Origin of the sequence: Rhodovulum sp. MB263 (assembly GCF_002073975.1) — a bacterium.
Lineage (GTDB): Bacteria > Pseudomonadota > Alphaproteobacteria > Rhodobacterales > Rhodobacteraceae > Rhodovulum.
On sequence record NZ_CP020384.1, the window covers coordinates 1,683,285 to 1,708,306 of the forward strand.

General features: G+C 67.8%; 18 protein-coding genes and 2 tRNA genes. 14 read left to right on the top strand and 6 right to left on the bottom strand.

Translation table 11 applies throughout. The features are described from left to right. Nucleotides 1–33 precede the first annotated feature (33 nt). From B5V46_RS07990 to B5V46_RS08000, 3 genes are all read right to left on the bottom strand, one after another. Complete coding sequence (locus B5V46_RS07990) at nt 34–1,617, bottom strand: ABC transporter substrate-binding protein (RefSeq protein ID WP_080616107.1); 1,584 nt, start codon at nt 1,615–1,617, stop codon at nt 34–36. Between the two features lie 81 nt (nt 1,618–1,698). Then, the gene (locus tag B5V46_RS07995; RefSeq protein ID WP_231119265.1) at nt 1,699–5,535 is read right to left on the bottom strand and encodes a hydantoinase B/oxoprolinase family protein; all 3,837 of its coding nucleotides are present in this window, start codon (nt 5,533–5,535) and stop codon (nt 1,699–1,701) included. Nucleotides 5,536–5,543: 8 nt separating this feature from the next. Further along, nucleotides 5,544–6,296, bottom strand: a complete 753-nt coding sequence (locus tag B5V46_RS08000; RefSeq protein ID WP_080616109.1) for an IclR family transcriptional regulator — start codon at nt 6,294–6,296, stop codon at nt 5,544–5,546. 433 nt (nt 6,297–6,729) lie between these two features. Here B5V46_RS08000 and B5V46_RS08005 point away from each other — a divergent pair, with 433 nt between their 5' ends. From B5V46_RS08005 to B5V46_RS08020, 4 genes are all read left to right on the top strand, one after another. Next, nucleotides 6,730–7,992: a KamA family radical SAM protein gene (locus tag B5V46_RS08005; protein ID WP_080616110.1), complete on the top strand. Its 1,263-nt coding sequence runs from the start codon at nt 6,730–6,732 to the stop codon at nt 7,990–7,992. A 501-nt stretch (nt 7,993–8,493) separates the two neighbouring features. Next, nucleotides 8,494–9,849, top strand: coding sequence for an FAD/NAD(P)-binding oxidoreductase (locus B5V46_RS08010; RefSeq protein ID WP_080616111.1), 1,356 nt, complete (start codon nt 8,494–8,496; stop codon nt 9,847–9,849). A gap of 776 nt (nt 9,850–10,625) precedes the next feature. After that, nucleotides 10,626–10,701, top strand: a tRNA-Ile gene (locus B5V46_RS08015). Nucleotides 10,702–10,817: 116 nt separating this feature from the next. Next, complete coding sequence (locus tag B5V46_RS08020; RefSeq protein ID WP_231119266.1) at nt 10,818–11,111, top strand: tyrosine-type recombinase/integrase; 294 nt, start codon at nt 10,818–10,820, stop codon at nt 11,109–11,111. Between the two features lie 72 nt (nt 11,112–11,183). On the opposite strand, the gene B5V46_RS08025 is transcribed toward B5V46_RS08020, so the two are convergent. Together B5V46_RS08025 and B5V46_RS08030 are read right to left on the bottom strand one after the other, a co-directional pair. Then, nucleotides 11,184–11,267: transfer RNA gene (locus tag B5V46_RS08025), tRNA-Leu, on the bottom strand. A gap of 582 nt (nt 11,268–11,849) precedes the next feature. Beyond that, entirely contained in the window at nt 11,850–13,088 is a 1,239-nt protein-coding gene (locus B5V46_RS08030; protein WP_080616113.1) for a urate hydroxylase PuuD, read from the bottom strand. 124 nt (nt 13,089–13,212) lie between these two features. Between B5V46_RS08030 and B5V46_RS08035 the strand changes: the two genes are divergently transcribed. Further along, on the top strand, nt 13,213–14,121 hold the full coding sequence (locus tag B5V46_RS08035) for a LysR family transcriptional regulator (protein ID WP_369822824.1): 909 nt from the start codon (nt 13,213–13,215) through the stop codon (nt 14,119–14,121). Here B5V46_RS08035 and uraH read toward each other — a convergent pair. Next, nucleotides 14,106–14,462 (bottom strand): hydroxyisourate hydrolase, encoded by a 357-nt coding sequence (gene uraH / locus B5V46_RS08040; protein ID WP_080616115.1) that lies wholly within the window; start codon nt 14,460–14,462, stop codon nt 14,106–14,108. The two genes, B5V46_RS08035 and uraH, sit on opposite strands and share 16 nt — an antisense overlap. Before the next feature lie 144 nt (nt 14,463–14,606). On the opposite strand from uraH, the gene puuE reads away from it, so the two are divergent. The 9 genes from puuE to B5V46_RS08085 all read left to right on the top strand — a co-directional run bounded on the left by puuE (nt 14,607) and on the right by B5V46_RS08085 (nt 24,969). Beyond that, nucleotides 14,607–16,022: an allantoinase PuuE gene (gene puuE, locus B5V46_RS08045; RefSeq protein ID WP_080616116.1), complete on the top strand. Its 1,416-nt coding sequence runs from the start codon at nt 14,607–14,609 to the stop codon at nt 16,020–16,022. Beyond that, nucleotides 16,019–16,846, top strand: coding sequence for a bifunctional allantoicase/(S)-ureidoglycine aminohydrolase (locus B5V46_RS08050; protein ID WP_080616117.1), 828 nt, complete (start codon nt 16,019–16,021; stop codon nt 16,844–16,846). The genes puuE and B5V46_RS08050 overlap by 4 nt, the downstream gene beginning before the upstream one ends. Then, entirely contained in the window at nt 16,846–17,331 is a 486-nt protein-coding gene (locus tag B5V46_RS08055) for an ureidoglycolate lyase (protein ID WP_080616118.1), read from the top strand. The genes B5V46_RS08050 and B5V46_RS08055 overlap by 1 nt, the downstream gene beginning before the upstream one ends. A 30-nt stretch (nt 17,332–17,361) precedes the next feature. Then, nucleotides 17,362–18,798, top strand: coding sequence for a uracil-xanthine permease family protein (locus tag B5V46_RS08060; protein ID WP_080616119.1), 1,437 nt, complete (start codon nt 17,362–17,364; stop codon nt 18,796–18,798). 197 nt (nt 18,799–18,995) lie between these two features. Beyond that, nucleotides 18,996–20,420 (top strand): circularly permuted type 2 ATP-grasp protein, encoded by a 1,425-nt coding sequence (locus tag B5V46_RS08065; RefSeq protein WP_080616120.1) that lies wholly within the window; start codon nt 18,996–18,998, stop codon nt 20,418–20,420. Between the two features lie 4 nt (nt 20,421–20,424). Further along, nucleotides 20,425–21,366, top strand: a complete 942-nt coding sequence (locus tag B5V46_RS08070; RefSeq protein ID WP_080616121.1) for an alpha-E domain-containing protein — start codon at nt 20,425–20,427, stop codon at nt 21,364–21,366. Between the two features lie 4 nt (nt 21,367–21,370). Continuing rightward, on the top strand, nt 21,371–22,165 hold the full coding sequence (locus tag B5V46_RS08075) for a transglutaminase family protein (protein ID WP_080616122.1): 795 nt from the start codon (nt 21,371–21,373) through the stop codon (nt 22,163–22,165). A gap of 33 nt (nt 22,166–22,198) precedes the next feature. Then, nucleotides 22,199–22,930 carry a proteasome-type protease gene (locus tag B5V46_RS08080; protein ID WP_080616123.1) on the top strand — a complete coding sequence of 244 codons (732 nt, stop codon included), beginning with the start codon at nt 22,199–22,201 and terminating at the stop codon, nt 22,928–22,930. 263 nt (nt 22,931–23,193) lie between these two features. Continuing rightward, a complete protein-coding gene (locus tag B5V46_RS08085) occupies nt 23,194–24,969 on the top strand; it encodes a hypothetical protein (RefSeq protein ID WP_080616124.1) in 1,776 nt (591 codons plus the stop codon). The last annotated feature ends 53 nt before the right edge of the window (nt 24,970–25,022 follow it).

A 25,022-nucleotide genomic window follows, 5' to 3' on the forward strand; every position in this document is an offset into this window, starting at 1 on the left:
CCGGCTGTGGCGCGGCGGGACGGATGCCCGGCCTCAGCTCAGCGACAGCGGCCAGCATTCGATGGCGTTCGAGGCGACCGGGGTGAACACGTAGTTCTGAACCGACGCGCGCAGCCCGAGCTTGCGCTTTTCGAGCACCCCGAAAATGTCGGGCGCATCCGCCACCACCGCGCGCTGGAAATCGCCGTAGATCTGCCGGCGTCTGTCGGGATCGATCTCGGCCCGGCCCGCCTCGATCAGCCGGTCGACCTCGGGACTGGAATAGACCGCGTTCTGCCAGTTTCCGTTCGAGGCGGAATGATAGGCGGCATAGGCGATATTGTCGGGATCGCCGTAATTCGCGGTCTGATAGACCGGGAAGAAGTCGGGGAAGGTCTCGGGGCGGGCGCAGGCGGCGACCATGTCGGGCCAGGACAGCGGCTGGATCTCGAGCCCGATGCCAAGCGCCTTGAGGCTGTCGAGCAGCACCATCGCATAGCGCCGCTCCTGCTCGAGATGCGAGACATAGACCATCTTCAGCGTGATCCCGCCCTCGGGCGTGGCGGTCCTGGCCAGATGCGCGCGCGCGGCCTCGGGATCGTGTCGCGGCACCTCCAACCCGGGATCGTGGCCGAGAATGCCATTGGGCAGAGGCCCGACCATCAGCTCGGCATATCCGGCCGTATCGAGCAGCGCCCGGTAGTTCACGGCATAAGAGATCGCGCGGCGCATGTTGATATCGGCCAGCGGACCGTGGCGGGTGTTCATCTTGATCGAGAAGGTGCGGTATTCGGGTTCGATCACCCGGACCACGCCGGGCGCGCCCTCGAGCGCGTCCATGTCCTCGGAGCTCAGATCGAGCGCGGCATGGGTTTCGCCCCGCTGCAGCATCAGCCTCTCGCTGGCCGCCTCGCGCGAGACGCGCCAGATGATGCCGTCGAGATTGCCCCCGCCGGGCTGCCAGGCGGTCGGCGCGCGCAGGAAGCGGTACAGCGCGCCGGAGCGGCTTTGCTGAAGCTGGAACGGTCCCGAGGCGGCGGTATTCGACATCAGCCAGCTCTGGCCGTCATCCTCGCCCAGATGGGCCTCGACCACGGCCTTCTCGACCACCGCGAACCAGGGCAGTACCGAGAGGAACGCGGCGAAGGGTGCTGCAAGCGAGATCCTGACCGTGGCCGGATCGAGCGCCTCCAGCCCCTCGGGCGTGACGATGTTGCGCAGCATCCAGGAATTGCCCTTGGCGAGACGCAGCGCGCGGGCGAAGGAATAGACCACGTCCTCGGCGGTGACGGGTTGCCCGGAATGGAACCGCGCTGCCGGATCGAGCCGGAAGGTGAAGACCATGCCGTCTTCGGAGGTCTCCCAGCTTTGCGCCAGCCCGGGCACCGGTTCGGGGGGCGTGCCCGCGGTCCGCAGCAGCGGGTCATAGACATTGCGCATGAAGAAGGCCGGGGCCGAGCCCGAGGTGGTATGCGGGTCGAGATTGGGGAAATCACTGCCCGAGGCAATGATCATCAGCCTTGGGTCCCTGGCCAGGACGGGGGCGGGCAGGGCGGCGGCAAGCGTCCCGGCGGCCAGGCCGGATCCGGCCAGCGCAAGGACCTTGCGCCGGGTCGGCGCTTCAGGCGAATGGGGCATTCGAGGTCTCCGAGTTGGATGTGCCCGTTCCGGGTCTCGTTGGCAATGGGTCAGACGTGACAGTTTCCGAATATGGAACTTTCAGCCCGCTGTCGCCTCGTCCGGTACGGCATCCGCCGTGCGGTATTCCGTCGCGGCAGCCTCGGGAGAGACCAGACCGAGTGCCAGATCGCGGGCCAGAGCGGCCGGTCCACGCGTCTCGGCCGGGCCGTAGCCCGCGCCGCCCGCCAGTGTCAGTTCGACGATTTCGTCGGTTCCGCTCAGGCTCAGCAGCGCGCCGTGGCCGACATCCTGCAGCAGCTTTCCGTCCGGGTCGAGCACCCGGCCCGAGGCCTTGCCGCCGGGGCGCCCGCCGAAAAGGCCCGGGACCGGCGTCGCGGTGCCCTCGGGGTGAAGGAGGACCTGCATCGGCGTGCCATCCGCCTCGCGCTTGCGGAAACGCAGGATCTGGCCCAACCCGCCGCGATGCCGGCCGGGGCCGCCGGTATCGGGGGCGAAGCGCTTGCAGAGCACCAGGATCGGCGTGCGGCTCTCGATCATCTCGACCGAGGTATTGGCCGCCGAGGTCGGCCAGAGCAGCGCCGAGTGCCCGTCGCCATGGGCCGAGGCGCCCTGGCCGCCGCCCAGGAGCAGAAGATCGGAATAGAGATCGCCGCGGGCATCCCTGCCATAGATATGGATCGAGCTCGGCAGCCCGGTATGGGCCTGCACGCCGCTTGCGGCGGCATCGGCCATCGCCCGGAAGATGTTGGGCGCGAGATACCAGCCGGTTCGGGTGCGCATGTTGACCGAGGCCGGAAAGGCGGGGTTCAGCACCGAGCCCTCGGGCGCGGTCACCCGGAACGGCCGGTAGCATCCGGCATTGCCGCGCACGCCCGGCGTCAGCATGCATTTCAGCGGATAGGTGGCATGGGCGGCGGTGTAGTTCAGCGTCGAATTCAGCCCGCCTTGCGGCAGTTGCGGCGGCGCGCCCTCGAAATCGACCAGCATGGCGTCGCCCTCGACCGCGATCCGCACCGGAAATTCCAGCGCCTCGCCCTGCGGCGCGCAAATGATGCTGCTGCGATAGTCGCCATCGGGCAGGGCCCGGATCGCCGCGCGCATGGCGCGTTCCGACAGGCCCTGCACCACCTCGGCCAGCGCCCGGAGGTCGTGCATGCCGTAATCGGCCATGAAGGCATCCAGCCGCTCGGCGCCCAGCGCATTGGCGGCGACGAAGGAGAAGATGTCGCCCAGCACCTGATCGGGGTTGCGCACGTTCTGCCGGATCAGCTCGATCAGGGTCTCGTTCGGGCGGCCGCCATCGAACAGCTTCATCGGCGGGATCTGCAGCCCTTCCTCGTAGATCTCGCGGGCCCGAAGCGAATCCCGGGTGCCGCCGATATCCGAGACATGGCCGACCGTGCCCATCAGCCCGACCAGCCTGCCGTTGCGGAAGGCGGGCGTGACCAGGGCGATGTCGAAGAGATGCCCGGCGCAGAGCCAGGGATCGTTGGTGATCAGCACATCGCCGGGTTTGAGCGTGTCGGCCGGATAGCGCGCCAGAAGCGCCTTGACCGCGCGCGGCAGCGTCAGGTTGAAGACCGGCATCGCGCGGGGCGAATGGGCCAGCGTCTCGCCCTCGGGGTCGAGCAGCTCGCAGGCGAAATCCTGTGCCTCGGCGATGATCAGCGAAAAGGCGGTGCGGCAGACCGTCAGCCACATTTCCTCGACGACATTCTCAAGCCGCGCCCACATGATCTCGAGCCCGACCGGATCGGCCTCGATCCGCGCCACCGCTTCGGCGCGGTCCATCGAGGCCGTCACCAGCGCGGCCGCCGCGGCCGGGCGTGCGACCTCGATATGAAGCGCTCCCCCGGCATCGACGCGGGCGGTGTCCCCGGGGCCGATCAGGGTGGTCGCCTCGCGCTCCTCGACGATGGCCGGGCCCGCGATGCGGTCTCCGGGGACAAGCGCGTATCGGTCGTAGATCGCGGTCTCGAACCGGCCCTGCTCGAACAGGCAGCTGCGGGTGCCCTTGAGGCGGGGCGAGTGGCTGGTCCTCCCGGGCGCGGCGCCCTCGCCATCAATGCCAGGCGTCAGCGCGGGGGCGGGCCCCGAGACCCGGGCCCGCAGCGCGATCACCTCGATCTCGGCCCCCTCGAAGGGCGGAGCATAACGCGCGGCATAGGCCGCCTCGAAGGCCGCCCGGAGGCGCGGGCCGTCTTCGGGGCAGAGCCTGCCGTCGGGCAGCGGCACCGAAATCTCGTGCATCTGGCCGCGCAGCCGCATCTCGGCGCTGTGCTCGACAGAGGTCTCCGTTTCGCCGATCCCGGCCCGGGCCAGATGGGCGCGGCCCTCGGCCTCGATCGCGTCGAGCGTCCGGTTGATTGCCGCCGCATCGATCCACTCGCCGACGGCAACGCGAAGCGTGCGCGCCGCCTCGAAGGACAGGGGGGCTGCGAGAAATCCCAGTGCCGAGGCCGCGCCCGAGGCGGGCGGCACCACCACACGGGCGATCCCGAGCGCGCGGGCCACATCGACCGCATGCGCGGGACCGGCGCCGCCGAATCCGACCATGGCGAAGTCGCGCGGATCGCGGCCGCGCTCGACGATATGCACGCGGGCGGCCGCGGCCATGTTCTCGACCACCACCTTGTGGATGCCGAGCGCGGCCTCATCGACGGACAGCCCGAGCGGCGCGGCGATACGGGCCACCGCCTGTCGCGCGGCCTCGGGCCTGAGCGCCATTCGGCCGCCCAGGAAGAAGCCCGGATCGTAATAGCCCAGCACCAGCGAGGCGTCGGTGACAGTGGGCTCGGTGCCGCCTAGCCCGTAGCAGGCCGGCCCCGGGTCGGACCCGGCCGAGCGCGGCCCGACCTTCAGCAGCCCGACCTCGTCGATCTCCGCGATCGAGCCGCCGCCCGCGCCGATCTCGATCATCTCGATCACCGGGGTCCGGATCGGCAGGCCCGAACCGCGGGTAAAGCGGCGCACCCGCGCGGCCTCGATCTCGGGCGCGATGGCGGCCTGCCCGTCCTCGATCAGTGCGGCCTTGGCCGTGGTGCCGCCCATGTCGAAGGAGATCATGTCGCTCAGTCCGGCCGCGCGGCCGAAAAGCCCGGTCGCCAGCGCGCCGCCCGCCGGGCCGCTTTCCAGCAGCCGGATCGGAAAGTCGCGCGCGGTCTCGAGCGGAATGAGCCCGCCGGCCGAATGCATCAGCCGCAGTGCCCCGGCGAATCCCCGGGCGGCAAGGGCGCTTTCGATCCGGCCCAGATAGCGGTGCATCAGGGGCTGCACATAGGCATTGGCCGCGGCGGTCGCGGTGCGGCGGTATTCGCCGATCCCCGCCACGACATCCGAGGAGACCGAGACCGCGAGACCGGGGAAAGCGCTACGCAGGATCCCGGCGGCGCGGCGCTCATGCGCGGGGTTGGCATAGGAATGTAGGAAGGCGATGGCCACCGCCTCGCAGCCCGCGCCGACCAGTTCGGCGCCCGCCCGCTTCAGCGCGGCCTCGTCAAGGGTCAGCAGGACCCGGCCGGTGGCGTCGATGCGCTCGGGCACCTCGAGCCTCAGGTCGCGCGGGACCAGCGGCTCGGGGAAGGGCAGGAAGAGGTCGTAGATGTCGTAGCGCTGCTCGGTCCCCATCTCGAGGATGTCGCGGAACCCCTCGGTCGCGATCAGGCCGGTCCGGGCGCCGGTCCGCTCGATCACCGCATTGGTGACGAGGGTCGTGCCATGGACGATTTCCGACAGATCGCCGGGGCCGATCCCCTGCATCGCGAGGATCTCGTCAAGACCGGCCAGCGCGGCCTCGGAGGGGTCCTGCGGCGTCGTCAGGCGCTTGTGCAGGGTCAGGGCGCCGGTGGTGCCGTCATGCAGGACGAAATCGGTGAAGGTGCCGCCGATATCGAAGCCGAGACGCCATTTTGCCACCGGCGCGCTCATGCCGGGGCCCGGTCCCTTTCGGCGTGGCAGATCAGCGAATCCCCCAGCGCCTCGGCAATGCCGCCGGCCCCCTCGACCAGCGTGCCGATCATGTCGTCGCGTTCGCTGTCCGAGACGAGGTTGTGCGGATAGACCAGACAGAGGCTGACCGCCTCTCCGGTGACCGGGTCGCCCACCGCCACCGCGAGCCCGTCGACCCCGGGCATCGTCTGCTGCGACACGAAGGCATAGCCCTGCTTGCGGACAGGGTCGAGATCGCGCGACAGCCGGTCGGCGGCGAGCCGGTCGCCGTAAAGCCGCGCGAGTTCCTCGTCGGAGAGCCGCGCCAGCAGGCTGCGACCGGTGGCAGAGCGTTCGGCAGGCAGGCTGCGGCCGGTCGCAGAGCCGACGCGCAGCGCGTTGGTGCCCTCGAAATCGGCCACCGCCATCACGTTGCGGCCATCGCGGATCGAGACATAGCCGGTATGGCCGAATTGCTGGCTGGCCTCGTGGACCACCGCGCGGGCGCGGCCGAAGACGCTTGAGGAATAGCGGTAGGCGGCGGCGATGTTCAGCATCATCCGCCCGGGCCGGTGGCGGCGGGTGCCGCCGATCTCTTCCAGCATGCCGGTTTCGCGCATGGTCTTCAGCAGCCGCGAGGCCGAGGCTTTCGGCAGCCCCAGACGCTCGGACACTTCGGACACCGTCAGATCCGTACAGTCGTTACCGAAACAGCGCAGCACATGGGCTGCATTCTCGAGAATGGTCATCACAGCGTTCCAAAACACGGAAAAACGGTTCCGTTTCCCGCAACAATTGCCGCTGCCCCGGCGCCGCGTCAATCGTAAACGGAACGTCAGAGCGGGCGGGGCCTGCCGGTCGCGGCGCTTGTCCGGCGATCCGGGGGGGCTGGAAGCCTTCCCGCGACGGGGCCGAAGGCGCGTCGTCCGCATGGTCGCGACGCGGTTTCGGGACGCCGCCCGGGCGCGTGCAGAGCCGGGCGAGGGACCCGGCCACCGGGCGGCACCGCGCATGTCCTGCCCTGCCGGCCCATCGCCAGGCCGGGTTCCGGAAAGGTCTCTGGAAAGGGCCCGGCCTGCGATTGCACTCGGGCCCGAAGCGCGGCATGGTGCCGCTCCGGCAGGGCGGCCCCGGCGGCAAGGCCCGCGCGACGGCCGGAACGACAGCAAAACGGATAGCCCGATGGATGAGACCCACGCCCCCGATGCGACCCCCTCGCGCAACGGCACGGCGCAACCGACTGCCCTGCCTTCTGCCCGGCCGGCCGGGGCGGCAAGACGGCGCGCGGCCTTTCCTTCCAGCCCCGAGGCGCGGGCGTTCCGGCGCCGGTTCTTTCCCGAGGCCAGTGCCGCGGACTGGTCCGACTGGCGCTGGCAGCTGCGCGCGCGGATCCGCTCGCTCGACGGGCTCGCGCAGGTGTTCCGTCTGTCAGAGGACGAGCGCGCGGCGGTCGCCCGGCGCCAGAGCGGGCTGCCGGTCGGCATCACTCCCTATTACGCCTCGCTGATGGGGCGCGACGATCCGGCCGAGCCCTTGCGCCGGACCCATATTCCGGTCGGGCAGGAATATCTGCGCCTGCCGGGCGAATCCGACGACCCGCTTGGCGAGACCCCCGACAGCAAGGTGCCGGGGCTGGTGCATCGCTATCCCGACCGGGTGCTGTTTCTGGCCACCGGCACCTGCTCGACCTATTGCCGCTATTGCACGCGCTCGCGGATGGTCGGCCAGCCCGGCGGCGAGGAGGGGATCTCGGCCCGCAACTGGGAGCGCGCCTTCGCCTATATCGCGGCCCATCCCCGGATCCGCGACGTTCTGGTCTCGGGCGGCGATCCGCTGACCCTGTCCGATGACAAGCTCGATTATCTTCTCGGCCGCCTGCGCGCCATTCCGCATGTCGAGTTCATCCGGATCGGGACCAAGGTGCCCTTGGTGCTGCCGATGCGGATCACCGGGGCGCTGACGCGGATGCTGCGGAAGCACCACCCGCTGTGGATGTCGCTGCATTGCACCCACCCGGCCGAGCTGGCACCCGAGGCGACCGAGGCGCTGACGCGGCTTGCCGATGCGGGCATTCCGCTCGGGGCGCAGACCGTGCTGCTCAGGGGCATCAACGACACGGTCGAGACCATGCGCACGCTTTGCCGCGGGCTTCTGAAGCGGCGGGTCCGGCCCTATTACCTGCTGCAATGCGACCCGATCACCGGGTCGGGCCAGTTCCGCACGCCGATCGAGACGGGGCTGGACCTCATCGACGGGCTGCGCGGCCATCTGACCGGCTATGCGGTGCCACAGTACATCATCGACGCGCCGGGGGGCGGCGGCAAGGTGGCGCTGGTGCCCGACCATATCGAGGGGCGCGAGGGCGACGATCTGCTGCTGCGCAACTTCGAGGGCCGGATCTACCGCTATCCCGATCCGGGCGGGCGGATCGGCGCGCGCGACTGAGATGCCGTTTCCGGCAGCCCGGTCCGGAACTTCTTGCACAAATTGTAATTTTCTTCGATTTTAAACGGGCTAAGTCGTATTTTCGCTTGATTTTAAGGAACGACCCGTTGCGCGCTGGGGGCGCCAGGGGTGACGTTCAATTCATTTATCTGCGGCGCTGGAAAATCCGGCGTCGATCGGCCGGAAACGGACGTGAAGGGGGAAAAATGGAAAGAAGGGACGCCATCGAGGGCGGCGGTGCCTTTGGCCGTTGCGATTTCGATCCGACGCGGGGACGCGACAGGGCGGTTGCGCGGGCAGCCCATGCAAGACGGGTCCGGCGCCGGGCCGGGTCGGCGGCATCGCGCCGTCGGCGCGGGCCGGATCACGGGCCCGCCGGCCTGACCGCGGCCTGGCCGTCTCTGTCAGGCCCGAACGATTGCTCGGCCGCGCCCGGGTTCGACCGCAACAGAGGCCTGCGCGCCCGGGCCCCACGCCCGTTCCGGCCGGGAGTGTCCGCAGATGCATGAGGCGGATCTGGCGGTGGTCGGGGCGGGGCCGGCCGGGATGGCCGCTGCGGGTGAGGCGGCGCAGGCCGGGCTGCGGGTCGCGCTGTTCGATGCGCAGACGAGGCCGGGCGGGCTGGTCTATCGCGATATATACCATGAAGAGCAGGAGTGGGAGGCCGCGCTGGATGCTGCCGCGCTCGAGGGGCGCAGTCTGATTGCCGGGCTCGACCAGCCCGGGATCAAGCTTATCGGCGGCGCCGAGGTCTTGTCCGTCGAGCCGGGCTTTCGGCTGACCTACCGGCAGGACGCGGTGGCGCGGACGCTGCGGGCCCGTCGGGTGCTGCTGGCGACAGGCGGGCACGAGCGTCCGATGCCGGTGCCGGGCTGGACCCTGTCGGGGGTATTGACCGTCGGGGCCGGGCAGATCCTGCTGAAAGAGGCCGGGTTGCTGCCGCGGCGTGCGGTGCTGCTGGGCACCGGGCCGCTGCTCTATCTGTTTGTGGTGCAGATGCTGCACGCCGGGGTGACGCCGACGGCGCTGATCGACACCCAGACACGGGGCGATCTGGCCCGGGCGATGTGTCATCTGGGCGGTGTCTTCGGCGGCTGGCCCCATCTTTCCGAAGGCTGGCGCATGCTGCGGATGCTGCGTCGGGCGGGGGTGCCGCGCATCACCGCGGCGCATGATGTCGTCATCGAGGGCGAAGAGCGGGCCGAGGCGGTGCGGTTCCAGCGTCGCGGCGCGCAGCACCGGCTGCCTTGCGATGCGGTTTTTCTGCATCACGGGGTAGAGCCCAACCTGCAGGTCTCCTGTGCGCTGGGGCTGGCCCATCGCTGGATGCCGCGTGAGCATTGTTTCACCCCGGTCTGCGATATCTGGGGCGAGGCGGTGGCGACCGAAGCCGGGCTCGCGGGGGTCTTCGTCGCGGGCGACGGCGCCGGCATCGTCGGCGCCCGGGCGGCCGGATTGCAGGGGCGGCTCGCGGCGCTCCGGGTCGCCGAGAGTCTCGGTCGGCTCGACACCGGCGCACGCGATGCGCTGGCCGCGCCGCTGCGGCGCCAGTTGCGGCGCGCGCTGGCGGTCCGGCCGTTCCTGGGCGCCGCTTATCCGCCATTCGCCGAGGCGTGCGGCCATGAGCGCGACGCGACCGACCCAGCCCTCGGCCCGGCCCTCTCGCGTCCTCCCCTCGGGATGGTTCTGCCCGGCGGCGTCCCGGGAGGTCTGGCCGAATTGGCCGGGAGTGGGGGCGAGGCCGTCGCCAATGGGGCAGGGGCGCTGTCCCCGGGGGCACTGGGCGATGGCTCCCCGGATGCGCCCGAAGCGGAGAAAATCGCAACCGGCCCGACCTGTCACGCAGGCGGGTCCTGAGCCCGTTCCCCTCGCGAGGAAACTTGGCCCGGACGGTGCGACAGAGGCCGTCCGGGCGCCGATGATCGCAGGAGGCGGCAATCAGTGCGTAAAGGTCGGGGCCCGGACGCGGCCGCCGGAAGGGCATCGGTTCCCGGGTTTAGGGCGGGCACGCGCATCCCGGACTGGCGGTACGGCCAGCACGTTGCCCGCAGGTCGGTGAAGCGGACCGGCCGCCGGCAGGCTGGCGGCCAAGACGGAGGCCTCCCTTCTCGGGGGCCGTTTCCCCGACGGATTTCGGGCCATTTCCCGGGGCTGAGCCAGGCCGGCATCCGCGATCGAGGGAGGTTGCCTCCGGGCCGGATGCGGGATCGGAACGGGCAGTTTTTTCGGCGCTTCACTCCGGCCACGTGCACCGTCAAGGCAGTCCCCCAGCCGGCCGCCGCAAGATTCCGGCCCTGCCGGATTGTTCTGGGATATCACGATTTTTCTTTGCAGATCATCAGGATGATGACGGATCTTTCCGCCGTGCATCGATTTTCTGGTCCAGAGGAAGCGGTCCGGATCGTTTTCGCGCCGCCTGCCAGGGATTGGTCCGTATGGCGCGCAGCGGGCTGCAATGGCGGGCCCTCGCAGCCGTCCTCAAGTCGCGACAGGGGCGCTTGTAACATCCTTGACCCTCACAGAGGTCGCGTGCGCCGGATTAGGGTTTCTCGATCTGACGATACGGCCCGGCCAGGCCGCTGCCGGGTTCCGACTTGACCCCTGTCTCCGGAATGCTAGTGAAGACGCAGGTCGGGCCTGTAGCTCAATGGTCAGAGCAGGGCGCTCATAACGCCTTGGTTGGGGGTTCGAGTCCCTCCGGGCCTACCAATGCAAAAGTAAAGATCGGATTTTAAAAGAAAATTCGAGATTGTGGGCCACGCCATTTCTCGCGTGGTCCACAATGCCAGATGACGGCAGCGATTTCGGCGGAGAGAATTTCGCCCATGGCTGACGCTTTCACCACCACCCGCTGCCACTGGATCCGCACCGACGACGGGCTCGATATCCTCATCCCGATGTGCTGCGGCAGCGCCGTAAACGGCCCGGACGCTTGGCGGTACACTGCTGCGCCACAGCTGGCCGACGCGGGCGTCGATATGCGCGACATCCAGGCCGTGACCGGCCACAAGACGCTCTCGATGGTTCAGAAATATACCGCCCAGGCGAACCAGAAAGCAGCTTCCAGAAGGGCGCAGACAGCACGCGAACAGAGCGGAAACGAAACAGGAAAGTACTAACAAACTGCCAAACTCGGCCGCTCGATCTGGGTCAGCGTTTCCAGTTCAGCAATTTTGCCTTTAAAATCAAAATGGTGCGGGTGAAGGGACTCGAACCCCCACGCCAAAGGCGCCAGAACCTAAATCTGGTGCGTCTACCAGTTCCGCCACACCCGCATCGCTTGCCCGGTCAGGTCCTCTCGGAAGGGAGAGAGCCGGGGGCAGGCGCATGTTTAGCAAAGGCCCCGAAGCGAGGCGAGCCCAAAAATCGGCTTCGGCTGCGACAATGACCGGGATGACGGGCGTTGGCCATCTTGGGACATCTGCTGAGGGGGCTCCGGGAGGACGTGACGGACCCGCATGCAGCCTGCCGGGGAGCAGGCGGTGCTTCGGGCCAGGCGCCGCGCCGCCGTCAGTTTGAACGCGGTGGCGCCTCTCGTCGGCGTGGCCCGACCGGGCATGACAGGGCGAGAACGGCAGGCGAGGCCGTGGCGGGTGTCTGACAGACCGGGCCACGGCTTACAGCGGCGGGTGGGGCGCAGTCGTGGCATCGAGGCGGGTGTTCCATGCCGATGTAAGCCGGGGCCGGGGCGGAGGAGGCAAGAGTGAAGGCGACGGTGGCGAAGGCGACGGGGGCGAAAAAGGCGGGAGCGAAAACGTGGACGCGCAGACGCCGGGGCGGCGGCCGGCCTCGGGCGTCTTTCGGAAAACGGCTCTGCGGTCTGTTTCCGGGCCGCCGCCCTTGGCCCGAGCGGGGGCTCAGGATGCGCCGGAGCGCAGCGCGCGATACCAGTCGACGATGCGCGCCCGTTCCTCGGGAGGCATCATCATGACGTTGCCGGGCGGCATGGCATGGCTCAGTCCGGCCTGGCGGTAGACCTGCCGGGCATGGCGCGCGAGGGTCGTCGCGCTGTCGAGCCGGACCCCCTTCGGCGCCTGACCGAGCCCGGGCCAGAGCGGCCGGGCGGTGTGGCACATCGCGCAGCGGCTCTCGACGATCTCCTGCACCTCGTCGAAGCCCGCCGAGGCGATCACGCGGTTCAGATGCGGGGGCAGGGCGGCCTCGGTCTCGGGCGCGGCAATGTCCGGGCTCGGCCAGAGCGACAGTGCCACGATGGCGGCAAACAGCGCCGCGGTCGCGCCCCAGGTCCACCAGGGGCGGCCCTTGCGGGCATGCATGCTGTTGAAGAAATGCCGGATCGTCACGCCCATCAGGAAGACGAGGCTTGCGATCAGCCAGTTATAGGGGCTCGCGAAGGCCAGCGGATAGTGGTTCGAGAGCATCAGGAAGATGACCGGCAGGGTCAGGTAGTTGTTATGGGTCGAGCGCAGCTTGGCGATGGCCCCGTATTTCGGGTCGGGTGTATGTCCCGCCTTCAGATCGGCCACGACGATCCGCTGGTTCGGCATGATCACCAGAAACACATTGGCCACCATGATCGTGCCGGTGAAGGCGCCCAGATGCAAAAGTGCTGCGCGGCCGGTGAAGACCTGCGTGTAGCCCCAGGCCATCGCGACGATGATCGCGAAGAGGATCAGCATCAGCGCGGTCGGGCGGCGCCCCAGCGGGCTGCGGCACAGCAGGTCGTAGCAGATCCAGCCGATGGTCAGCGATCCGGCCGAGATCGCGATGGCCTGCCAGGGCGCCCACTGGATCTTGTCGTAATCGATCAGGAACAGATCCGCCCCCATCCAGTAGACCAGCGCCAGCAGGGCCAGCCCCGACAGGAACGTCCAGTAGGCTTCCCATTTGAACCAGGTCAGGTGCTCGGGCATGTGGTCGGGGGCAACCATGTATTTCCGGATATGGTAGAAGCCGCCGCCATGAACTTGCCATTCCTCACCCAGCACGCCTGCGGGCAACGGACCCGATCGGGTCAGCCCCAGATCGAGGGCGATGAAGTAGAAGGACGATCCGATCCAGGCGATCCCGGCGATGACATGCAGCCAGCGCACCGCGAATTCCAGCCAGTCCCAGACCAGCGAGAGGTCGAACATGGGCAAACTCCTTGAGATGGGCGCAGGCTATACGCCGGGCGGGCTTTCTGATAATTCCGGATTATCCCGATCAGCTTCAAGAAATCCCGAATAATCTCCCGTGGCCAGCATCAATACGATCCGAATGTTCGTGCGTGTCTACGAACTGGGCAACATGTCGGCCGCCGCGCGCGATCTGCAGGTATCGGCCGCGGTGGCCTCGTCGCGGATCGCCGATCTGGAACGGCATCTGGGCATCCGGCTGTTCACCCGCACCACCCGCTCGATCCAGCCGACCGAGCAGGGCCGGATCTATTATCCCATGGCCGTCAAGGTGCTCGAGGCGCTGGAAGAGGCCGAGGCCGCGGTGCAGGAGATCACCCATCACCCGCGCGGCTCGCTTTACGTCTCGGCGCCGCTGGGGGTGGGGCGGCGGCTGATCGCGCCCAATGTGGTGCTGTTCCAGGACCGCTACCCCGACATCCATGTGCGGCTGCGCCTGTCGGACCGGCGGGTCGATCTGGCGGGCGAGGGGCTCGATGCGGGGTTCCTGCTGGGCGATCTGCCGGATTCGGGGCTGAAGGTGCGCGCGCTCGGCGATTGCGCGCGGGTGCTTTGCGCGTCCCCCGGCTATGTCGCGCGGCGGGGAATGCCCTGCTGCGGGGCCGACCTGATCGGGCAGGGACATGATTGCCTTCTGTTGCGGTTTCCCGGCTCGCGCGAGTTCCGCTGGACGCTGCAGACCCCCGAGGGGCCGCAGAGCTTCAACGTCAAGGGTCCCTATGCCTGCGACGATGGCGATGTTCTGACCGCCTGGGCGCTGGATGGGCGTGGCGTGGTCCTCAAGCCCGTCTTCGATGTGGCCGAGCATCTGGCCTCTGGCGCGCTGATCCCGGTCTGCGAAGACACCCCGCCCCCCGATGCCCGGCTGGCCTGCCTGTTTCCCCACAAGAAGAACCAGGACCCGAAAAGCCGGCTCTTCATCGAGTTCATGGCCGAGCGGATCAAGGCCGCGCTGCGCCGGCGGGCGCAGATCTATCAGCTGCCGCGATAGGTCGAATAGCCATAGGGCGAGAGCAGCAGCGGCACGTGGTAATGCGCCTCTGCATCCTCCATGCCGAAGCGGATCGGGATCTGGTCGAGGAATTTCACCTCGCCGGTCGCAAGGCCCGCTCGTTCCAGATAGTCGCCCGCGAAGAAGACCAGCTCGTAGGTTCCGGTCCTGAATGTCCCGGGCGGCAGGATCGGCGTATCGGTGCGGCCGTCGGCATTGGTCTCGGTCTCGGCGATCTTGCGGTGGGAATTGCCAGAGACGCGGTAAAGCGCGATCTTCAGCCCGGCGGCGGGCCGCCCGGTCGCGGTGTCCAGAACATGGGTGGTCAGATAGCCGGGCATCTTGTCCTCGCGCTGAATGGGGCTTGCTTCCTTATGGCGCAGAACCCGGCCCGCAAGGAAGACCCCGAAAGACTTTCAGGAAATACTTGAAAGACGACGCGTTATTCATGGTTTATGCGAAAGTAATCCGAAGGAGGACCTCTTTTGACCCGCTATCCGCGTGATCTTCGGGGCTATGGCGCGACGCCGCCCCACCCGCAATGGCCGAACGGCGCCAAGATCGCCGTGCAATTCGTCATCAACTACGAGGAGGGCGGCGAGAACTGCATCCTGCATGGCGATGCGGCCTCCGAAGCCTTCCTGTCCGAGGTCGTGGGCGCGGTGCCCTGGCCGGGCCAGCGCCACTGGAACATCGAGTCGATGTACGAATATGGCGCCCGGGCCGGGTTCTGGCGGCTTCACCGCATGTTCACCGAGCGCGACATGCCGGTCACGGTCTATGGCGTGGCGACGGCGCTGGCGCGCGGGCCCGAACAGGTGGCCGCGATGCAGGAGGCCGGCTGGGAGATCGCCAGCCACGGGTTCAAATGGGTCGAATACAAGGACTTCTCGGAAGAGGAAGAGCGCGCCCATATGGCCGAGGCCAGGCGGCTGCATGCCGAGGTCACGGGCGAGGCGCCGCGCGGCTGGTACACGGGGCGCTGTTCGGCGCAGACCGTGCGGCTTGCGGCCGAGGATGGCGGTTTTGCCTATGTCTCGGACACCTATGACGACGATCTGCCCTACTGGATGGCCGTGGGCGACCGGCATCAGCTGGTGATCCCCTATACGCTCGATGCCAATGACATGCGCTTTTCGGTGGCGGCGGGCTATGGCTCGGGCGACGAGTTCTATGCCTATCTCCGCGACAGTTTCGATACGCTTTATGCCGAGGGGATTGCCGGCGCGCCTAAGATGATGACCGTCGGGCTGCATTGCCGCCTGGTGGGACGGCCCGGACGGGCGGCGGCGCTGAAGCGGTTTCTCGACTACATCCGGGGCTTCGACGGGGTCTGGGTCGCGCGGCGGATCGACATCGCCGAGCATTGGGCGGAGGTCCATCCGCCGGTCGTCCGGGAACGGCCCACGGCGATGGACCGCGACAGCTTCGTCGCGCGGTTCGGGGGCATCTTCGAACAGTCGCCCTGGATCGCCGAGGGCGCCTTCGGGCTCGAGCTTGGCCCCGCGCATGACAGCGCGCCGGGGCTGCATAACGCCCTGGCGCGGGTGTTCCGCGCGGCCGGGCCCGGGAAACGGCTGGAGGTGCTGAAGGCGCATCCGGATCTGGCGGGCAGGCTCGCGGCCGCGAAACGGCTGAGCGAGGCCTCGACCGCCGAGCAGGCCTCGGCCGGGCTCGACGCGCTGAGCGACTCGGACCGCGCGCGTTTCGAGGATCTGAACCGCCGCTATACCGAGCGCTTCGGCTTTCCCTTCATCATCGCGGTGAAGGATCACGACAAGGCGGGCATCCTCGCGGCCTTCGAGCGCCGGCTTGAAAACACCCCCGAGGCCGAATTCGCCGAGGCCTGTCGTCAGGTCGAACGGATCGCGCTGCTGCGCCTGAAGGAGATCCTGCCATGAGCCAGTATTACGCCCCGACCGGCGGGCTTCCGGGGCAGGAGGTCCTGCATACCGGCCGCGCTGTCTTCACCGAGGCCTATGCGGTCATTCCCAAAGGCGTGATGAGCGACATCGTCACCAGCAATCTGCCGCATTGGACGGGCACGCGGGCCTGGATCATCGCGCGGCCGATGACGGGCTTTGCCGAGACCTTCGCGCAATATGTGATGGAGGTGGGCCCCGGCGGCGGGTCCGACCGGCCCGAGCCCGATCCGGGCGCCGAAGGGGTGATCTTCGTCACCGAGGGCGGGCTCGATCTCAGGCTCGGCGGGCACGCGCATCACATGACGGCGGGGGGCTATGCCTATCTGCCGCCGGGCTCCGGGTGGACGGTCGCGAATTCGGGCACGGTGCCCGCGCGGTTCCACTGGCTGCGCAAGCGCTATCAGGCGGTCGAGGGCATCGCGCCGCCCGAGGCCTTTGTCACCAACGAGGCCGCGGTCGCACCCAATGCCATGCCCGACACCCAGGGGCGCTGGGCCACCACGCGCTTCGTCGATCCGGACGATCTGCGCCATGACATGCATGTCAATATCGTCACCTTCGAGCCGGGCGGCGTGATCCCCTTCGAGGAGACGCATATCATGGAGCACGGGCTTTACGTGCTCGAGGGCAAGGCGGTCTACAAGCTCAACCGCGACTGGGTCGAGGTCGAGGCGGGCGATTTCATGTGGCTGCGCGCCTATTGCCCGCAGGCCTGCTATGCCGGCGGGCCGGGACGGTTCCGCTATCTGCTCTACAAGGACGTGAACCGCCATCCGGCGCTTGCGCTCGGGGCGCTGTGATGATCGAGGCCCAGCCGCTGACCGCGGCCGGTTTCGCGCCCTTCGGCGAGGTCATCGAAACCGGCGGCGATTTCAAGCTCATCAACGAGGGCTTCTGTCGCCGCTATTCCGATCTCGCCCGGCTCGACATCGTCGACGGGCAGCCCGGGATCAGCCTGTTTCAGGCCGAGATCCGGGCGCTGCCCTGTGAGTGCACGCTGATGGAGCGGCACCCGTTGGGCTCGCAATGCTTCATTCCCATGCAGAATGCCGAATTTCTGGTCATTGTGGCGCCGGATGAAGGGGGGCGGCCGGGCCGGCCCTCGGCCTTCATTGCCGGTCCGGGGCAGGGGGTGAATATCGGCCGGAATGTCTGGCACGGCGTGTTGTGTCCGATTTCGGGCTCTGGGCTCTTCGCCGTTATCGACCGTATCGGCGCGGGGGCCAATCTGGAAGAGGTCCGTCTGAAGACGACGCTGACGATAAGGCGCGCGCGGCCGGGCTAGGCAAGTAACGACGACGGGGAGATTTCGACGATGGCTGCAGACAGCTCCATCGGGACGCCGGATCAGCTGCGCGACCCGAACTATACGCCTGCGCTTCACAAGGCAGTGCCGCTGGGGATCCAGCATGTGCTGGCGATGTTCGTTTCGAACGTGACGCCGGCGATCATCGTCGCGGGGGCCGCGGGCTTCGGCTTCGGGTCCGAGGCGGGGGCCGAGGGCTTCCCCGACATGACCTACATGATCCAGATGTCGATGCTGTTTGCGGGGATCGCGACGCTGTTCCAGACCATCGGTCTGGGCCCGGTGGGCGCGCGGCTGCCGATCGTGCAGGGCACGAGCTTTGCCTTCATCCCGATCATGATCCCGCTGGTTGCGGGCAGAGGCGTCGAGGCGTTGCCGATGCTGTTCACCGGCGTCTTCGTCGGCGGGCTGTTCCACGCCATGCTGGGCACGGTAATCGGCAAGATCCGCTTCGCGTTGCCGCCGCTTGTCACCGGGCTCGTGGTGACCATGATCGGGCTCGCCCTGGTCAAGGTCGGCATCCAGTATGCCGCGGGCGGCGTCGCGGCGATCGACAGCCCCGAATATGGCAGCCTGCTGAACTGGTCGGCGGCGCTGGTCGTGGTCTTCGTCACGCTGGGGCTGAAATTCTTCGCGCGCGGGCTGTTGTCGGTCTCGGCGGTCGCGGTGGGCATTCTGGCAGGCTATCTCTTCGCGCTCGCGACGGGCATGGTGACCTTTGACAGTATCGGCGCCGGCTGGCAGCGCGCGGCCGTGCTGGAGGTGCCGCTGCCGTTCAAATACGGGGTCGATTTCAGCCTCGCCGCCATCATCGGGTTCTGCCTGATGGCCGTGGTCTCGGCGGTCGAGACCGTGGGCGATGTCTCGGGCATCACCAAGGGCGGTGCCGGGCGCGAGGCCACCGACCGCGAGATTGCGGGGGCGACCTATGCCGATGGTGTGGGCACGGCCATCGCCGGTGCCTTCGGGGCGCTGCCCAACACCTCCTTCAGCCAGAATGTGGGCCTGATCGCGATGACCGGGGTGATGAGCCGGCATGTGGTGACCATCGGGGCGCTGTTCCTGATCCTCTGCGGCGTGGTGCCCAAGGTCGGCGCGCTGATCGCGACGGTCCCGATCGAGGTCCTGGGCGGCGGCGTGATCGTCATGTTCGGCATGGTGGTCGCCGCCGGCATCTCGATGCTGTCGGATGTCAACTGGAACCGGCGCAACATGGTGATCTTCGCGATCGCGCTGTCGGTCGGGCTCGGCCTGCAGCTTGAACCGAAAGCGGTGCAATACCTGCCCGATACCTTGCAGATCCTGATGACCAGCGGGCTCTTGCCCGCAGCGCTGATCGCCATCGTCCTGAACCTGGTGCTGCCCGGAGAACTGGCTTCGGAGGCGACCGAAGAGGTCTCGGGCGGCCTTTCGGGGCATGGGCTCGGACATCTCGGGCGGGACTGAGCCTGCCGCGACCTGACAGACAGGGCCGCCTCGGGTGGCCCTGTTCCGTATTTTACAACTGCAGTTTTTCCGCTATGTCCTTGGCTTGGAAATACTCGCTAAAGTTGTTGCATATATTTTAGGCATCCGCATTTTTGTTGCGCGTTCGGTGAGGGGAAATCATTGCCGGTGCCACAGGGTGGACATAGCGTTAAGCCATGAACGAGAGCCAGACCTTCGACGAGATGTGGGGCCGCGCACAGGTTCTGCGGTCGCCCTATGAGCGTTTTCACGAGTGGTTCGAGGGTGAGGACATCGCCCGGTTGCGCGCCAAGCAGCGCGAGGCCGAAGAGGTGTTTCGCCTGACCGGCATCACTTTCAATGTCTATGGACGGGCCGAGGCCGAGGAGCGGCTGATCCCCTTCGACATCATCCCGCGGATCATCTCGGGGCGCGAATGGCAGAAGCTGTCGCGCGGGATCGAACAGCGGGTGAAGGCGATCAACGCCTTTCTCTATGACATCTATCACCGCCAGGAGATCGTGAAGGCGGGCCGCATCCCCGAAGAGATGATCTCGCGCAACGAGGCCTTCCTGCCGCAGATGATCGGGGTCAAGCCGCCGGGGGGCGTCTATACCCATATCGTCGGCATCGATCTGGTGCGTACGGGCGACAACCAGTTCTATGTGCTGGAGGACAATGCCCGCACGCCCTCGGGTGTCAGCTACATGCTGGAAAACCGCGAGACCATGCTGCAGATGTTCCCCGAGCTGTTCTCGCGCAACCGGGTGCAGCCGGTGCAGACCTATCCGCTCGATCTGCGCCGTTCGCTGGCGGCCTGTGCGCCCCCGGATGTGGACGAGAAGCCCACCATCGCGGTGCTGACGCCAGGGATCTACAACTCGGCCTATTTCGAGCATGCCTTCCTGGCCGACCAGATGGGGGTGGAACTGGTCGAGGGGCAGGATCTTCGCATCGTCGGAGGCAAGGTCGCGATGCGCACGACCGAGGGCTACCGGCCGATAGACGTGCTCTATCGCCGGGTCGACGACGACTATCTCGACCCGCTGAACTTCAATCCCGACAGCGCGCTGGGGGTCCCGGGCATCATGGATGTCTACCGGGCGGGGCGGATCACCATCGCCAATGCGCCCGGCACCGGCATCGCCGATGACAAGGCGATCTACAGTTACATGCCCGACATCGTCGAATTCTATACCGGCGAGAAGGCGATCCTCGAGAACGTGCCGACCTGGCGCTGTTCCGAACCCGAGGCGCTGGCCTATGTGCTCGACAACCTGCAGGATCTGGTCGTCAAGGAGGTGCATGGCTCTGGCGGCTACGGCATGCTGATCGGCCCGACCTCGACCCGAAAGGAAATCGCGGCCTTTCGCGACAAGCTGAAGGCCAGGCCCGGCAATTACATCGCCCAGCCGACGCTGTCGCTCTCGACCGTTCCCATCTTCACCCGGAACGGGCTGGCGCCACGGCATGTCGATCTGCGTCCCTTCGTGCTGGTCAGCCCCGCGGGCATCAAGATCACCCCCGGCGGGCTGACCCGGGTGGCGCTGAAGAAGGGATCGCTTGTGGTGAACTCGTCGCAGGGCGGAGGCACCAAGGACACCTGGGTGCTCGAGGACTGACGCGATGCTGGGCAAGACCGCAAACGGGCTCTTCTGGATGTACCGCTATATCGAGCGGGCCGAAAACACCTCGCGCCTGGTCGAGACCGGCCAGCGCATCGCGCTGACCCGGCTCGACAGCCCCGATGACGAATGGGGCTCGGTGATGCAGACCGGGGGCGTGGCCAAGGCCTACAAGCGCCATCACGAGGCGGTCACCAAGGAAGGTGCCATCGACTGGATGCTGCGCGCCAAGGAGAACCCTTCCTCGGTGCTCTCGGCCATTTCCTCGGCGCGGCAGAATGCCCGCGTGGTCCGCACCGCGCTGACCCATGATGTCTGGGAGGCGATGAACGGCTGTTACATGGCGGTGCGGGAGGCGCTGTCGCGCCGGGTGAACGAGCGCGACCTGCCTGCGGTGATCGACCTGATCAAGGATCGCACCGCGCTGGTGCGCGGCACCACGCAGGGCACGCTGCTGCGAAACGACATCTTCAATTTCGCCCGGATCGGCACATTCCTCGAACGCGCCGACAACATCGCCCGCATTCTCGACGTCAAGTATTACGTGCTGCTGCCCTCGACCTATTCGGTGGGCTCGTCGATCGACAATGTGCAATGGGAGACGATCCTGCGCGCGGTCTCTGCGCGGGGCGGGTTCCGGATGGTGCATGGCAGTCAGGCCAGCCCGCGCGATATCGCCCAGTTCCTCGTGCTCGACCGCAAGATGCCGCGCAGCCTCGAATTCTCGGTCACCAAGATCCGCGACAATCTCGAATATCTCGCCCTCGACTACGGCGCGCGCCACCGCTCTCATGAACTGGCCGAGGTGCTCAAGCAGCGCTTCAGCGCCCATGATATCGATGCGATCTTCGATTACGGCCTGCATGAATTCCTGCAGGACGTGCTGGGCGCGCTCAGCGAGCTCGGTCGGCAGATCGAGATAGATTACAGATTCTACGAGTGATCCGATGCGACTGAAGATACGCCATTCCACGCGCTACGCCTTCGACGACCCGGTGATCTACGGGCTCCAGCAATTGCGCAAGACCCCCAAGAACGGCCCCGAGCAGCGGGTGATCGCCTGGAAGACCACGGTCGAGGGCGGTCGCAAGGAGCTGAGCTTTGAGGACCATCACCGCAACACGGTCGAGCTGATCAGCTTCGAGAAGGACGTGACCGAGCTCGTGGTGCGCAGCGAGGGCGAGGTCGAGGTGCTGGACACCTCGGGCGTGATCGGTCCGCATCGCGGTCCCTCGCCGCTCTGGCTGTTCCGCCATCCCACCGCCCGGACCCGGGCCGGGCCGGGCTGCCGGGCGCTGATGCGCGAGGTGAGGGGCGAGAACGATCTCGACCGGCTGCATGCGCTGCTGCGGGTGGTGCATGGCGCGGTCCGCTATGAGATCGGGGCCTCGCGTCCCGACTGGTCGGCCGAGGAGGCTGTCTCGGCGGGCCGGGGGGTGTGTCAGGATCATGCCCATGTCTTTGTCGCCTGCGCCCGCGAGATGGGCTTTCCAGCCCGCTATGTCTCGGGCTATCTGATGACCGACGACGTCCAGCACGAGGCGAGTCATGCCTGGGCCGAGGCGCATGTCGAGGGCCTGGGCTGGGTCGGGTTCGATGTGTCGAACGAGATGTCGCCGGACGGGCGCTATGTCCGGGTCGCGACCGGCCTCGATTATGCCGAGGCCGCGCCGGTGACCGGCTCGCGCCTTGGCGGCAGCGGCGAGGCGCTGTCGGTCGAGATCGAGGTGGCCCAGCAATAGCGCTGGCGCGCGGATGCGGGGACTGGGACGGCAATGACCTATTGTGTGGGGGTGATGCTCGAGCGCGGGCTGGTGATGATGTCGGATACCCGCACCAATGCCGGCGTCGACAACATCTCGACCTTCCGCAAGATGTTCACCTGGGAAAAGCCCGGCGACCGGGCGCTGGTGCTGATGACCGCGGGCAACCTGGCCACCACCCAATCCGTGGTCTCGATCCTCGACGAGCGCACCAAGGCCCATGTCGAGCGCGATCCCTCGCTGTTCGAGGTGCCCTCGATGTTCCAGGCGGCGCGGCTGGTGGCCGCCACGCTGAAGGACGTGATCGCCGCCCATGCCGATGTCGGCCAGCGGGCCGATGCCTCTTTCAATGCGACGCTGATCCTCGGCGGCCAGATCAAGGGCGGTGCGCCGCGGCTGTTCCTGATCTATCCCGAGGGCAATTTCATCGAGGCCGGCAGCGACACGCCCTTCTTCCAGATCGGCGAAACCAAATATGGCCGACCCATCCTGGTGCGGGCCTATGATCCGGGCATGAGCTTCGAGAAGATGGTCAAGCTGATGCTGGTCAGCTTCGATTCCACGCTCAAGGCCAATCTCTCGGTGGGCATGCCCTTCGATCTGCAGATCTACGAGACCGACAGCCTGCAGCTTGGCCGTCGCATCCGGATCGATCCGCAGGACGCCTATTTCGAGCGGATCTCGACCGGCTGGGGCGAGGCCCTGAAATCCGCGCTCGACAGTCTGCCGGATTTCGAATTCTGAGCCCGCAGGGCAAAGGCCATTCGAGGGCGTCATCCCGACAAAGGCAGGGTTCTGTTGCGGCAAGGTAAACGCTGCGGCGGGGGAGGGCGCGGGGCCCGATGGGACAGCCGCGGGTCCGGTTCGGCAAAACAGGCGTGTTTCTGCCGGTTTGTTACGAAGGGTCCTTGCATTCTGGGCGGTTTCTCGCCGTAAAACCCGTTTACCCTGTTTCAAGGTCAATCGGCCAGCTTGTCGGTCAATCAGACTGCGGCTAGGGAATCGCCATGACCCCCGATCACACCCAGAAGGGCAAGGCCGAGACGTCGACGCACCGTCGCGCCTCGAAGCTGCCATTGTCAGTTCCGGAGCTCGCGCTCCGCGCGCCGGTCCTGGTCGTCCCCGCCCTGGCTGTCGCCATCGCCGCCGTCACGGGGCTGGTCACGGTGCTGGCGGTACAGCCGGCGCCGGATGAAGCGAACCGGGCTCCGGTTGCCGCCTTTGCACTCGATCGCGATGCGACGCCGGTCGATGGCGCCGTTCTGATGGCCGGGGCCGGGGACGAGGCCGCCATTCCGGACGATCCGGCGCCGCGTCCGGCGGCCATCGCGCGTCCGGCCGCCGCGCCGCTTCCCGCTGACGGGATCGGTGTCGTGACCGAGGCCCGCGCCGAGCAGGGCCGGCAGGCGGCCCGCGCCTTGCTGGCGGCAGGGGGACAGGTCTTCGCGGGCGCACCCCGGATCGTGCCGCCCGCCCGCTCGGGGGCCGCGGCCGGCGGCGATGACCTTGCCGGGCTCCGGCCGCAGCAGCGTCCGCTGACGGGCAGCGATTTGCGCCGCCCGCGTCCACGCCCAGCCACCGCAGAAAGCGCCGCGCCCGTGACCGTCATCGCCCAGGCCTCCGACCGGCCGCAGCCGCGCCCCGATGGCCTGCCTGCGCCCATGTCCGGTCCGGCGACAGCGGTCGCCTTGGCCCGTGCTCAGGTCCGTCCTCAGTCCCGTCCGCTCGAACTGGCCGAGGGTCTTTCCGGTGCAAGTCTCGTGCCCGCTGCCGGGATCGAGCTGGCTTTGGCGGCCAGCCCCGTTCCGCCTGCAGGCGCCGAGGTCGAGGCCGAGGCCGCCGTCGACGCGCAAGGCCTCGAGGCCTCGCTGCGGCCGCAGACCCGTCCCGCGGCCCTTGCCCGGCTGGCCCGCGGTGCGTTGGTGCCGGACAGCCGCGACCTGGCTACGCCCAGGGCCGAACCCTTCGCCCATACCGATATCGCGCGCGGCGCCAATGGCTGCTCGGTGCGGCTGGCCCGCGGCATTCCGGGCCGGCCGCGGGGCGCTCTTTCCGGAAGCGCGATCGGCGCGCGGATGGATAGCCTGCATGGCGGAGACCGCGATGCGCTGATCGTGCAGCAGGCGCTTGCGGGCAATATCCCGCATTTCCTGCGCGAACTGACCCCGGTCCGGGTCTCGGGGCGACTGGCCGATGGCAGCCGTGCCGATGTGACCATCTGCGTCACGCCTGATTATTTGGCGCTGGGCAGCGATGCCGATTTTGTGCGGGTGCCGATGGGCCTGCCTGCGGCGGCGCGGATCGCCGACCGGTTCGGCTTTCTGCTGCCGACCACGCGGATGGTCGACGCGATCTATGGTCAGGCGCGGATGCGGCTGGCGCCGCGGCCGATGGATCCCGGGGCGCAGATGAGCTCGACCCGTTATTTCCTGCAGCACAACCGCACCGTCGAAAGCCAGACCGGCGGCCGCGAGGGGCAGCTGACCGCGGGCCAGAAGAAGGATCTGGTGCTGACCAACCGGCTGCGCAGCCATCCCGGCCGGGTCGCGATCTATGGCTGGCACACGCCCGACGGTCACCCCATCCAGCCGCTCAGCACGGTCCATGGTGCCTATTATTCCGATTACAGCCATGGCGTGCGGCTGGTCAGCCAGACCGCCTTCGTGAACGGCCGTCCGGTCTCTCTGGCGAGCCTGCTGGCCAACCCGTCCTATGCTGGGCTGCTGACGGGCGAGGGGCCGATCGCAGCGCCGGAACGGCTGATGGCCTCGCTCTACCGGTAGCGCGGGCAGCGTCCGGCCACGCCCCCTTGCGGGCGGGGCGGCACCTTTCGGCC